Origin of the sequence: Rhodopila sp. (assembly GCF_035548235.1) — a bacterium.
GTDB lineage: Bacteria > Pseudomonadota > Alphaproteobacteria > Acetobacterales > Acetobacteraceae > Rhodopila.
Genome location: NZ_DASZTJ010000039.1, coordinates 1 through 12,801, shown reverse-complemented (window position 1 = coordinate 12,801; position 12,801 = coordinate 1). Strand labels below are relative to the sequence as shown.

Annotated in this window: 12 protein-coding genes; 11 read left to right on the top strand and 1 reads right to left on the bottom strand. The window is 66.9% G+C overall.

What is annotated here, in order from left to right:
- The 9 genes from VHB27_RS03260 to VHB27_RS03220 form a co-directional block, all read left to right on the top strand.
- The coding region (locus VHB27_RS03260) for a hypothetical protein (RefSeq protein WP_325597492.1) at window positions 1-542 on the top strand (542 nt) is incomplete at its 5' end.
- A 94-nt stretch (window positions 543-636) separates the two neighbouring features.
- Window positions 637-1,782: an LPS export ABC transporter permease LptF gene (gene lptF / locus VHB27_RS03255; RefSeq protein WP_325597491.1), complete on the top strand. Its 1,146-nt coding sequence runs from the start codon at window positions 637-639 to the stop codon at window positions 1,780-1,782.
- 3 nt (window positions 1,783-1,785) lie between these two features.
- The gene (lptG, locus tag VHB27_RS03250) at window positions 1,786-2,898 is read left to right on the top strand and encodes an LPS export ABC transporter permease LptG (protein ID WP_325597490.1); all 1,113 of its coding nucleotides are present in this window, start codon (window positions 1,786-1,788) and stop codon (window positions 2,896-2,898) included.
- A gap of 2 nt (window positions 2,899-2,900) precedes the next feature.
- The gene (locus VHB27_RS03245) at window positions 2,901-5,150 is read left to right on the top strand and encodes an LPS-assembly protein LptD (RefSeq protein ID WP_325597489.1); all 2,250 of its coding nucleotides are present in this window, start codon (window positions 2,901-2,903) and stop codon (window positions 5,148-5,150) included.
- Window positions 5,151-5,212: 62 nt separating this feature from the next.
- Entirely contained in the window at window positions 5,213-6,529 is a 1,317-nt protein-coding gene (locus VHB27_RS03240; RefSeq protein WP_325597488.1) for a peptidylprolyl isomerase, read from the top strand.
- Window positions 6,526-7,380: a 16S rRNA (adenine(1518)-N(6)/adenine(1519)-N(6))-dimethyltransferase RsmA gene (gene rsmA / locus VHB27_RS03235; RefSeq protein ID WP_325597487.1), complete on the top strand. Its 855-nt coding sequence runs from the start codon at window positions 6,526-6,528 to the stop codon at window positions 7,378-7,380. The genes VHB27_RS03240 and rsmA overlap by 4 nt, the downstream gene beginning before the upstream one ends.
- A 76-nt stretch (window positions 7,381-7,456) precedes the next feature.
- A complete protein-coding gene (locus VHB27_RS03230; RefSeq protein ID WP_325597486.1) occupies window positions 7,457-8,278 on the top strand; it encodes a DUF169 domain-containing protein in 822 nt (273 codons plus the stop codon).
- 107 nt (window positions 8,279-8,385) lie between these two features.
- The gene (locus tag VHB27_RS03225) at window positions 8,386-9,345 is read left to right on the top strand and encodes a D-2-hydroxyacid dehydrogenase (RefSeq protein ID WP_325597485.1); all 960 of its coding nucleotides are present in this window, start codon (window positions 8,386-8,388) and stop codon (window positions 9,343-9,345) included.
- A gap of 7 nt (window positions 9,346-9,352) precedes the next feature.
- Entirely contained in the window at window positions 9,353-9,649 is a 297-nt protein-coding gene (locus VHB27_RS03220; protein WP_325597484.1) for a hypothetical protein, read from the top strand.
- 25 nt (window positions 9,650-9,674) lie between these two features.
- On the opposite strand, the gene VHB27_RS03215 is transcribed toward VHB27_RS03220, so the two are convergent.
- Window positions 9,675-9,917 carry a DUF2188 domain-containing protein gene (locus VHB27_RS03215; RefSeq protein WP_325597483.1) on the bottom strand — a complete coding sequence of 81 codons (243 nt, stop codon included), beginning with the start codon at window positions 9,915-9,917 and terminating at the stop codon, window positions 9,675-9,677.
- Window positions 9,918-10,075: 158 nt separating this feature from the next.
- On the opposite strand from VHB27_RS03215, the gene VHB27_RS03210 reads away from it, so the two are divergent.
- Together VHB27_RS03210 and VHB27_RS03205 are read left to right on the top strand one after the other, a co-directional pair.
- The gene (locus VHB27_RS03210; protein WP_325597482.1) at window positions 10,076-11,515 is read left to right on the top strand and encodes a 4-hydroxyphenylacetate 3-hydroxylase family protein; all 1,440 of its coding nucleotides are present in this window, start codon (window positions 10,076-10,078) and stop codon (window positions 11,513-11,515) included.
- Between the two features lie 233 nt (window positions 11,516-11,748).
- Window positions 11,749-12,801, top strand: a 1,053-nt coding sequence (locus tag VHB27_RS03205; RefSeq protein WP_325597481.1) for an ABC transporter substrate-binding protein, incomplete at its 3' end; no start/stop codon positions are given.

Sequence of the window (12,801 nt, the reverse complement as noted above, 5' to 3'; positions counted from 1 at the left end):
CCGGGTTTCAGCCGGTGGAAGCGGATCGCACAGGCCTTTGCATCGCGGTTCGCCACCTGGACTTCCAGGCGCTTGGCGGGACATGGGACCGGTTGATCGAATCGATCCGCCGCGGGTCGCCGCGATTCGCGGCGCTGCTGGCCGGTTCCCGGCCGGCCCTGCCGAGGCCGCTCGCCGTTGCCGGCGTGCCATACGGGTTTCTCCATCGCCCCGATGCCCATCAAGCCGGCGCCCATTCGCCCGGCGCCGACCGCCTGTTCCGCCTCGGCGACCAGGCCGCGGTCATCCCTTCGCTGACCGGGCACGGTCTGGCGATCGCGCTGCATAGCGGGCGCGCCGCGGCCGAGGCCTGGCTGGCCGGGCGCGACGCCCGGACCTTCCACGCAGCGCTGCGCCAGGCCCTGGCCAGGCAGATGCGGCTGTCCGGCGCACTGCATGCGGCGTTCCTGTCCCCGTCCCTGCAGCCCTGGGTGCTCCGCGCCGCTCGGCTGCCCGGTCTCGTGCGCCACACCGCCCGCTTGACACGAATCCATGCCGGCTGATCCGGCGGCTCACCTTGCTGTCAAACCCGTTCCACCGCCCGTATGCGCGGAAATGTCAGGTTGCATCACAGGCACGCCCGGAGCAGAAAGCGGCATGCGCTCCGGCAAGCTCGTGTCCCGGCTGGATATTTATATCTTCCGCCAGGTTCTTGTTGCCCTTCTGGTCACGACCGGCGGGTTGACCGCGCTCATCTGGCTTACCCAATCGCTGCGGTTCGTTGACCTCGTGGTCAATCGCGGCCTGTCGCTCATGGTGTTCCTCCGCCTGACCTCCCTGCTGATCCCCAGCTTCATTGCGGTGATCCTGCCGATCACGACCTATATCGTGATCCAGTTCGTCTATCAGCGCATGGCGAGCGACCGGGAACTGACGGTGATGCGGGCCGCGGGCCTGTCGCCCTGGGCATTGGCAAAGCCGGCCCTGGCGGTGGCGGTGCTGGTGACCGTCATAGGCTACGGCCTGAGCCTCTGGGGCGTTCCGGAATCGATGCGCTCCTTCCGGCAGTACCAGTGGGAGATCCGCAACCGGCTGGCCGCCTTCCTGCTCCAGGACGGCGTCTTCACGCCCCTGTCGGACAAGCTGACGGTCTATATCCGCTCCCGCGACACGGACGGCACGCTGCGCGGGATCCTGGTCGACGACGCACGCGACCCGACCGCCCATGCGACGATCCTGGCGGAGCGCGGACGCCTGGTCGAAGGACCCAGCGGCCCGCGCGTGCTGCTGATCGACGGCAGCCGGCAGGTGATCGACCACCAGACCGGACGCCTGGATACGCTGACCTTCAAGCAGAACCAGATCGACCTGGCCGACGCCACCAAGGACGACGGCACCCGGGTGCCGGACATGTCGGAAGTCTCGCTGTCCGCCCTGCTGCACCCTCATCCGCTGCTGGAGCGCGACCGCGGGAAATGGATCGCCGAGGCGCACAAGCGCCTGACCGCCCCGCTGACCACGCTGTCCTATGCGATGATCGGGCTGTTTTCCGCCCTTGGCGGCCAGTTCCGGCGGCACGGCAACATCATGCGGCCGATGGTGACGATCGGGGTGATGGTCGGACTGCTGGCAGTGGGACTTGCCTTCGGCACCGTCGCGGCGCGCGACAACCGATTGATCTTCCTGCTCTGGCTGCATGCGACCCTGCCCGGCCTCATATGCTGCTGGCTGTTGCTGCTGCCGTCGATCAGGACCCGGTCGGTGCGCATCGGACAGCCCCGTACCGCCGCGGCCACGGTGTAGGCCGTGACGGCAGCGGTCACTCTCTCGCTCTACATCGTCCGGCAGTTCGCGTTCAGCGTCACCGGCATGTTGCTGGCGCTCTCCGGCCTGGTGTCGATGTTCGATTTCATCGAGCTTTTGCGCCGCTCCGCCAGCCATCCCGAGGTCAGCTTCGGCATGGTCAGCCAGATCGCCGCGCTGCGCCTGCCGTACGTGGCGATGCAGATCCTGCCCTTCGCGATCCTGCTGGGCGGCATCCTCTGCTTCTGGCGCCTGACCCGTTCTTCCGAACTGATCGTCGCGCGGGCCGCGGGGATCTCGGCGTGGGAGTTCCTGACCGCCCCGACGATGTGCGCGGCGCTGTTCGGGGTCATCGCGACCGCGGTCATCAGCCCGGTCTCCTCGGTCATGCTGAGCCGAGCGGAGACGCTGGAGAGTCTTTGGCTTGATGCGGGGGGCGGACCGCTGGCACTGAACGGCGGTCAACTTTGGGTGCGCCAGGCCGATCATGCGCTGGCGCCGCACGGCGTGGCGATCATCCACGCCCAGTCCGTGGCGCTGAAGCGCCGCCAACTGACGGCACAGCAGGTCAGCGTCTTCCGGCTCGACGACAAGGACCAGTTCCTCTCGCGCATCGACGCCACGAGCGCCAGGCTCGAATCCGGCTACTGGCAGCTTCAGAACGCACGGTCGCTGAAGGCCGACCAGCTTCCCGACGCCCCGCGTGAGATCAACCTGCCGACCGACCTCACCGTCAGCCGGGTGCAGGAGAGTTTCGCCTCCCCCGACACGCTGTCGGTCTGGGCGTTGCCGGGCTTCATCGCCCTGCTGGACCGGTCCGGGTTCTCCTCGATCCGTCACCGGCTGCATTTCCAGGCGCTGCTCGCCCTGCCGCTGCTGTCGGCGACGATGGCGCTGGTGGCCGCCGGGTTCTCCATGCGTCCGGCGCGGCGCGGCGGCGTGGCGAAGATGATCGGCAGCGGGGTCGCCGCCGGTTTCGCCCTGTTCGTCATATCGAAGGTCGCCGAGGAAATCGGCCAGTCCGGCACGCTGCCGGTCGTACTGGCCGCCTGGGCGCCGGCCGGGGCGGGTTTGCTGTTTTCGGTCGCCCTGTTGCTGCACATGGAAGATGGCTGAGGATGCTGGTTCCGCCTGCCTGCCGCTCGCGCGCTCTATTCGCCGGCCTCGTCATCCTCTGCTTCGGCTCCGTGGCCGTCGGCCCCTTTCCGGCTCGGGCGCAGCTTTCGACGCTGACCGGCAACCATGGCGGCCCGGCTCCCACCCAGAATGAGCCGGTGACCTTCACCGCCGATTCGGTGCAGTACGACAAGAACAACGCACTGGTGACCGCGACCGGCCATGTCGAGGCCTGGCAGAACGGCCACATCCTGCGGGCCGACAAGGTCACCTTCGACCGCAACACCGGCGTCGCCGCCGCCACCGGCCATGTCGTGCTGATGGAGCCCGACGGCGAGGTGATGTTCGCCGACTATGCCGAAATGCGGAACAACATGCAGGACGGCATCCTGAAGGACATGCGGGCGCTGCTGCAGCAGAACGGCAGGCTCGCGGCGAATGGCGCGCAACGCACCGGCGGCGCGATCAACGAGTTGTCGAAGGTCGTCTATACGACCTGCAACCTGTGCGCCAAGGACCCGACGAAGCCGCCGCTCTGGCAGATCAAGGCGTCTTCGGCGGTGCAGGATACCGAACACAAGCGGATCGAGTATCGGAACGCAACACTGGAAATGGACGGCATCCCGGTCGCCTATTTCCCCTATTTCTGGAACGCCGACCCCTCGGTGAAGCGGGAATCCGGCCTGCTGCCTCCCCTGCTCGGCACGACGTCGAATATCGGGGCGTTCTTTGCACAGCCGTACTATTGGGTGATCGACAACCAGTCGGACGCGACTTTCGTACCGATGATGACGACCCGCGCCGGCCCGCAGCTCGATGCCGAGTATCGGCGCCGCTTCAATGCCGGCGTGCTGGACCTCAACCTGTCCGGCGGCTACGTCGACAACTCTCCGCAAGGGTCGATCGCGGCCACCGGCCAGTTCGCCTGGGACGATACCTGGCGCTGGGGGTTCGTCATCAACCGTGCGTCGTCGTCCGACTATGTGCGGGATTTCCACCTGACCACCGGGCTGGGGGGCGGCGACCAGAGTATCCTGAACAGCCAGATTTACGTGGAGGGGTTCGGCGACGGTTCCTACGCCCGACTGGACTCGAAGTTCTACCAGGCCCTGACGGGCGCGCTGAACAGCACGTCCCTGCCGGTCGTGCTGCCGCGCTATGAATACAATTATGTCAGCACGCCCGACTCGCTGGGCGGCCGGTGGTCGGTCTCGACGATGGACTTCAACGTCATCCGCAGCGAAGGCGAGAACACGCGGCGTGCCAGCCTGACGACGGAGTACTCGATTCCCTTCGTCGGGGCCCTGGGTGATCAATGGAAGATCACCTTCCATGGCGACGCGGCCGCGTACGACGCGTCCCGGCTCAACGAACTTCCGGTCTATTCGGACAACAAATACACCAACACGACGCGGGCGCTGCCGCAGTTGGGGCTGGACTTCCGCTGGCCGTTCGCCCGCGATGGCGGCGCTTGGGGGACGCAGTTGATCGAGCCGATCGTGCAGGTAATCCTGGCCCCGCAGACCGGCGACAGCCAACTGACGAAATACCCGAACGAAGACAGCCTGGATTTCGAGTTCACCGACGCGAACCTGTTCGGTTTCAATCGTTTCCCCGGTATCGACCGGCTGGAGGGCGGGTCGCGCGTCAATGTCGCGATGCATGGCGCCTGGTACCTGGGCGGCACGACCTTCGATGGGCTCGTCGGCCAATCCTATCGCACCAACAAGGACAACCTGTTCCCCGAGGCCTCAGGCCTACACGACCAGGTCTCGGACATCGTCGCGCGGTTCAGCTTTGCGCCGACCCGTTGGTTGGACCTGACCTATCGGACGCGGCTGGACAAGAGCTCGCTGGCGACGCATTTCGCCGACGCGGTCGCGACCGTCGGCGTACCGAGCTTCAACGTCAACGCAGGGTATATTTATACGAACTTCAATCCGTATACGTATTATGATCAGGTGGCGCCGCCGCCCTCCGGCAACCCGTATTACTTCCCCCGCAACGAAGTCTCGTTCGGCGTCAACTCCCGGGTTGGCAATTACCGGTTCAATGGCTACGCACGACGTGACGTCAGTAACAATCGGATGGTCGCTTGGGGAGCCGACGCTATCTACGAAGATGAATGTTTCATTTTTGATTTACGGTTCTATCGGCGCTACACTAGTTTGGACGGCGATAACGGTTCGACGACCGTCCTGTTCCTCCTCACCTTCAAGACAATCGGCCAGTTCGGCTATCGGGCGTTGTAAGTATGCACGAAATTTCATCTGCCTCGCTTGATGCGAACCGCGCCGCCAGGCGGCTCATCCCTGTGGCCGGCGCACTACTGGGCTTGTGCCTGCTGGCGCCGGCCGCGAACGCCGCCCAGGCGGTCCGGTCGCCGGCGGCGAAATCGGCGGCGGCGCCCTTGGCCGACACCAGCCGCATCGCCGCGGTGGTCAACGGCGACGTCATCAGCGAGGCCGACATCCAGAACCGCGCCCGGCTGTTCGCCGTATCGACGGGCCTGCCGCTGACGCAGGACGTGATCGACCGGCTGCGGCCGCAGATCCTGCGCCAGCTCATCAATGAGCGGCTGCGCGTGCAGGAAGCGCAGAAACGCAAGATCGTCGTCCCCGACGCGCAGATCGCCGCCGCGATCAAGGAGATCGAGTCGCGCAACAACATGTCCGCCGGCGCGCTGCGGCAGAAGCTCGCGGCGGACGGCGTCAGCAACCGCACGCTGATCGACCAGATCCGCGCACAGTTGGCCTGGACCCAGATCCTGCGCCAGGCCGCTGCGGACAAGATCCACATCACGCCCGCGGACGTGAAGGCCCAGCAGCAGCTTGAAGCGCAGCAGGTCGGCAAGACCGAATATCGGATCGGCGAAATCTTCATCCCGGTCGACAACCCCGACAACACGGCGGACGCGGAACGGTTCGCCGATACGGTGATCAAGCAATTGCGGGCGGGCGCCCCCTTCCCCATCGTCGCGGCCCAGTTCAGCCAGACCCAGGCTGCCCTGGACGGCGGTGAGGTCGGCTGGGTGCAGCCCAACCAGCTCGACAGCGGCGTCGCGCAGGTCGTCACCCAGATGCCGGTCGGCGCGATCAGCAACCCCATCCGGGTGCCCGGCGGCCTGTCCATCGTCAACCTGCAGGCAAAGCGGCAGATCGGCAACGAGATGGCCACCGTCGTCACCGTCCGCCAGGCGTTCTTCCCCTTCACCGCACCGTTGACCGACCCGCGGAACCCGACGGACCAGCAGCGCCAAGCCCTGACGAAAGCGCACGCCGCGATCGCCCAAGTGCATGGGTGCGCGGACATGGAGGCCTATGCCAAGGCCAACAACCCTCCGAACCGGCCATCCGATCCCGGGGAAATCCGCGTCGACGCCGTCAATCCGCCGGCGTTCCGGCAGTTGCTGTCGACCATCCCCCTGGGCAAGCCCACCGAACCCCTTGTGTCGCGCGACGGCATCGCGGTCCTGACCGTCTGCACCCGCGATGAGAAGAATATCGGCGAAGTCAGCGCCCAGGACATCGAGCGCAGCATGTTGAATGAACGGTTGGAAGCGATCTCCACGCAGATGATGCGCGACCTGCACCGGAACGCGAACATCGAACTGCGGGACCGCGGCGTGTGAGCACCGGCGGGGCGGCATTCCCGCCCCCACAGGGATCGCCGCCGAAACTGCCCCCCCTGCGGGACGTCATCGCTCGGCATGGCCTGAACGCTCGCCATGCCCTGGGCCAGCACTTCCTTCTCGACGGCAACCTGACCGACCGCATCGTGCGGGAAGCCGGCGACCTGACCGGCCGCCACGTCATCGAGATCGGACCAGGCCCGGGCGGCCTGACCCGTTCGATCTTGGCATCGAACGCGGCGTCGGTGACAGCAATCGAGCTCGACCGCCGCGCGATCGGTGCGATCCAGGAACTGGCGGAGACGGCCGACGGACGGCTGCGGGTGATCGAGGCCGATGCGCTTCGGATCGATTGCGCCAGTCTGACGCCGGCGCCGCGGCAGATCATCGCCAACCTGCCCTACAACGTGGCGTCCCCGCTGCTGGTCGGCTGGCTTCGCCGCGCGGCAGCCTTTGAGCGGCTGACGCTGATGTTCCAGCAGGAGGTGGCGGAGCGGATCTGTGCCACGCCCGCGTCCGCCGCCTATGGGCGGCTGTCGGTTCTGAGCCAGTGGCTGTGCGACACCCGGATGGTGACCCGCATCCCGCCTGCCGCCTTCACGCCGCCGCCGAAAGTCTGGTCGGCGGTGGTGGCGATGGTCCCGCATCCGGCCCAGCCGGAACCGGACCTGTTCGCCCGGATGGAACGGCTGACCGCGGCCACCTTCGGCCAGCGGCGCAAGATGCTGCGAGGCTCGCTGCGGTCGCTGGGGGGCGAGGCATTGCTGCACCAGGCCGATATCGCGCCGGAACGCCGGGCGGAGACGCTGACGATCGCCGAGTTCGACAGGCTGGCGCGGCTGCTGCCGTAATCGGCCGGATTTGCCCCCTTTGGCTTTGATCCGGAAGGCCCGCGTGCCAGACTGCGCGGACAGGAGGACAACGGCCATGAACGATATGCCCGAACCCGCTGGTCAGGAGACCGGGGGACTCACCGGCAGGCAGGTCGCCGAGCTGGCGGAGCAGTTGAACCAGTTGCTGCGGCTGCGGACATTCCCGATCGGCATGAAATTGTTCGCCGACAAGGCGGAGATGGAGGCCGTCCCCGGCCTGCGCCGTCCGGCAAAGGGCAAGACGTTCTCCACCTGCCAACTCGTCACGCAATCGCGCATGGCCGGCTTCACGCTGGGCATCACGACCGAGAACGTGCCGCCGTTTTCCAGTTGCAGCAGCGTCATCGGCCTGGACGCGCCGGGCGAGATCTATACCTCGGGCCGCAAGATGGAAGGCGTCTGGTTCGAGAGCCGGGAGGCCGCCGCGCAGCACCAGTTGCAGATGCCGCGGGTGTCACCGGACGGCTGGCAAGGCCTGGCGATCTCGCCGCTGCGGACCGGACGGCTGGACCCGCCGGACATCTGCCTGTTCTACGGCAATCCGGCGCAGATGATCCTGTTCATCAACGGGCTGCAATGGCGCAACTACCAGCGCTACGACTTCTCCATCACCGGCGAGAGCGCCTGCGCCGACAGCTGGGGCAGCGCGCTGAAATACCGCAAGGTCAGCCTGTCGATCCCCTGCTACGCCGAACGGCGCTATGGCGGCGTTGCGGATGATGAGATGCTGATGGCCTGCCCGCCCGCCGACCTGCAGCGCGCCGTCACCGGCCTGCAGGGGCTGTCGAAAGCCGGGCTGCGGTATCCGATCATGCCGTTCGGCCCGCAGGCGGAGCCGGCCGAAGGTATGGCGAAGAGCTATGCCGGAAAAAGCTGACGCGCCGGTTTGGTTGGACACCGGACCGGTCGCGTGTCGGCGGCCGGATTGCCTGATTGCACGGAAAGCCGCAGTTTAGCGGCCGACCGATTTCTGGAGCTGTCCGCATGCGCAACGCCGTCCGTCTTCTGCTCTGGACCGACAACACCAAGCCCTATGTCGACGCGATGGCCGCCGCAGGCCTGAGCGACCGCGTCGCGCTGGAAACCGTCTCCCGCAAGCAGGCGCTGTCGCCCCAGCAGTTGGCGGAGACCGAGGCGCTGATGGTCGCCAACGTGCCGCCCGGGTTGCTGCCGAAAATGCCGAAGCTGAAATGGGCGCAGGCGATGACGGCCGGCGTCGAGGCCTGGCTGGCGCTGCCCGACCTTCCGCCCAACCTTACGCTGACCTGTGCCCGCGGCACCCATCGCGAGTCCATGCCGGAGAACATCATCGCCTCCATGCTGTATGTGACGAAGCCGATCCCGGCTTGCGTGGAGGCGCAGAAGGACAGCCACTGGGCGCACATCGTCGCCCCCCCGATCAACGGCAAGACACTGGGCATCCTGGGCCTGGGCGAGATCGGCGGCGAGGTCGCGCGCATCGCCAGTGCGCTGAACATGCGCGTCATCGGCACCAAGCGGCGGGTGGAAAAGCTTCCCCATGTCGCAGAGGTATTCCCGACCGAACGGACCGACGCGGTGCTGGCGCAGTCGGATTACGTGCTGCTGCTGCTGCCCGCCACGCCGGCCACGGACAATTTCCTCGACGCCGCGAAGCTTGCGCGCATGAAGCCCACGGCCTGGCTGCTGAATTTCGGCCGCGGCCACCTGATCAAGGATGACGACCTGATCGCCGCCGTGAAGGCCAAGACGATCGCCGGCGCTGTGCTGGACGTGTTCCGGCAGGAGCCGCTGCCGTCGGACCATCCGTTCTGGAAGACGCCGGGCATCATGGTCCTTCCCCATATCGGCGGCCCGCACCCCGATCGCGACACCATCGTCGCTCGGCTGTTCGTCGATAACCTGCGCGCCTACCTGGACGGCAAGCCGCTGAAGCAGGTGGTCGACCGAGCGGCGGGATACTGAGCGCGCCATGCCGGAGCAAACCCCGATCCATGACGACCTGTATCCGCGTGTGGCGGCGCTGGTGCGCGACGCCGTGGCGCGCGGGATGGAACGCGACGCGGTCGTCGCGGTGCTGATCGATATCCTGACCTCACCGGCATTCGACCCGGCGGTGCCCGATCCGACCGCCGATTCCGTCATCCGCCCGGACTGGGAGCGCAGCCCCGACGTCGTTCAGGTCACCGATGCGGTGACCGCCAACGTCCCCACGGTCGGCGTGCAGGCCGAGGACGATTTCATCGCGCCCCTTACCTCTCACGACTGATCGCCACGCACCTGGACGCCGGCGGCTAATCCTGGACATCGACCTCGGGCCGGTCGCCGCCTTCCGAACGTTCCTCCCGCCAGGTGCCGTTGGCGTCCTGATAGGCGATCGTGGTGGTCTCGCCGGGCGTGTGCTGTTCCCGCACCACGCGCCGCGCCGCCGCCAGCGCGGCGTCGTGCGAGCGGAACGTCTCCGAGAACGTGCCGTTCAGCATATAGGCCCAGCCGCCGTCATGCTGGACGATCTTATAGTGGTAATGCGCCATCATCGGGGCCCTCCTCGGTTTGAAATGGCATTATGGGAAGCGAACGCCAAGACGGGCGGGTCAAGACGGGCGGGTCAAGACGGGGCGGGTCAAGACGGGGCGGGTCAGGATCAGCGCCGCCTGGTATAACCTGCCCCAACGACAACAGCGGAGGATCGATCATGCCTGCCCGAACCGGCGCCGCGTTCCTGCGTGGCCTGCGCGACGACCGGCAGCTTTGGCTGGGCGGCCGGAAGGTGACGGACCCGCTGGACCATCCGGCGCTGCGCGGGGCAGCAGAATCCGTCGCGGCGGTCTACGACCTGCAGCACCAATACCCCGACGACTGCCTGACGACCGATGAAGAAAACGGCGAGACCATTGCCGTCAGCCATATCATCCCCCGTTCGAAGGCGGACCTCGCACTGCGGCACAAGGCGCTGCGGCGGGTGGCGGAGTTCTCCGTCGGACTGATGGGACGCACGCCGGACTACATGAACGTCACTTACGCCGGGTTCGCCGGCCGGTCCGACGAATGGGGCGCGAACGGCAACGAAGCCGGCGCCGCCAACCTGGTGGCGTTCCAAAAAGAGATGCGGCGGCGCGACCTGAGCCTGACGCATACGCTGATCCACGCCATGTCGGACAAATCGAAAGGCAACGTTCCCACCGGCCTCGACGTCACGCAGTTGCACAAGGTGGAGGACACGGAACACGGCATCCTGGTCCGCGGCGCCCGCGTGCTGGCGACGCTGGCGCCGTTCGCCGACGAGATCGCGGTCTATCCCAGCCAGCCCATGCCGAACGCGTCGGCGCGTCACGCATTGTCGTTCTGCATTCCGATGGCGACGCCCGGGCTGACGTTCATCTGCCGCGACAGCGTCTCCTGTCCCGGCAGCCTGTTCGACCATCCGCTGTCCGCCCGCTTCGACGAGCAGGACGCGTTCGTCATCTTCGACAATGTCGAGGTGCCGCGGCACCGGGTGTTCGTCGACGGCAACCTCGCCGTCTACAACACCGTCATGTCGACGAGCTGGCGCGGCAACGCGATGCAGCAGACGATGATCAGGGCATGGACGAAGCTGGAATTCGCCTACGGTATCGCAACGCGGATGGCCGAGGCGATCGGCGCCAATGACCCGAACACGCAACAGATGCTGGGCGAGATCTGGACCTATGCCGAAATGACCCGAGCGGCCGTGGTTGCAGGTGAAACGGGGGCGTATGAGCACGGGAACGGCGCCTGGTTTCTCGATCGGCGGCCGATGGACGCGCTGCGCGCCATGCTGCCGTACTGGTTCCCGCGGGTGAACGAGATCATCCGCCTGATCGGCTCGCACAACGTACTGGCGACGCCGGCGGCGGCGGATTTCGCCGATCCGTCGCTGCGGCCGCTGATCGATACCTATCTGCGGGGTGCCGGCGACGTTTCGGCGGAGGAAAGGGCACGACTCTTCCGCTTGGGCTGGGATTTCGCCGGCAGCGCGCTCGCCAGCCGCAATGAGCAGTACGAGCGGTTCTACCTGACCTCCGGCGCCCGGAATCGCCAGGGGGCGCATTTGCGGGCAGACCGGGCGGAACCGTTCCGGCTGGTGGACCGGTTCCTGCGGCAGACGCCATAGGAAACCGCCGCGGGATACCTGCCGACGGAACAAGCCGCGTGACGTTCATCCGGTCCTTCCGATGTGCCGGATCGGGACCGCCGGCGCCCGTCGGGGCAACTCCTGCCCGGCGGGCGCGGCTCTTGCGTTGCCGGCACGGCCCTTGCGTTGCCGGCACGGCTCTTGCGTGGTCCGCCGGCAGCCTGTTACGGCCCCGGCAACCGATGCGACCCTGACCACCTGCGAGGCATTTGATGACGTTACTCTCCCGCCGCTCCGCCCTCCGGCTCGCGGCCGCGGCCACTGTCGGGACCGCCGCCCGGCGCGGGCTCGCGCAGCCGGCGATCGGCAAAGGCACGACCCTGACCGTATCGACCTGGGGCGGCGTGACGTCGGACGGGCTGCGCGATCACCTGGCGCCGGAATTCGAGAAGCTGACCGGCGCCAAGCTCGCCTTCGACATCGGCGGCCTCGGCGCACGCTACAACAAGCTGCTGGCGCAGAAAGGCAACCAGAGCGCCGACGTGTTCTACGGCACGGACGAATCGATCGTCGGCGGCCTGCACGACGGCGTGCTGGAATATGCCGACGAGAAAGCGCTGCCGAATTACGCCGACCTGTATGAGTGGGCGAAGACCGTCAAGGCGCCGGCGGGTCAAGTCGGCCTGGTCGCCAGCACGCTGATTTCCTACGTGCTCGCCTATAACCCCGAGAAGGTGAAGACGCCGCCCAAGGCCTGGGCCGACATGTGGGACCCGGCATTCGCCGGCAAGCTGGCCTTCGCCGCCCCGGCGCACAGCCAGATGCCGGCCTTCGTGATCGTCGCGTCGGAACTGGCCGGCGGCAGCGCGGAGAACGTCGATCCAGGGTTCGCGAAACTGGCGAAGCTGCGGCCGAACAAGCTGACGGTGTTCTGGACCGACTGGGCGCCGATGCTGAAGACCGGCGACACCATCGCGGCAACGGAATTCGACTACTACCTGGAGACGATGAAGGCCCAGGGCTACCCGATCGACTACGTCTTCCCCGCGGAGAAAGCGTTCGGTGCCGCCGAGGGCGCGGCCCTGGTCGCCGGCACCAAGAACAAAGAGATCGCCCAGGCCTTCCTGGACCTGACCATCGACCCCAAGCTGCAAGCGGTGTTCGCCGAAGCGGTCTACTGGGGACCGACCAACAAGCTGGTCAAGCCCACGCCGGCGGTCGCCGCGAAGATGTCCTACGGCGAGGCGAAGATGCAGCAGATCCGCTTCTTCGATCCGGAATTCTGCTACCGGAACCGGCCCGCCTGGACGGAGCGGATGACCACC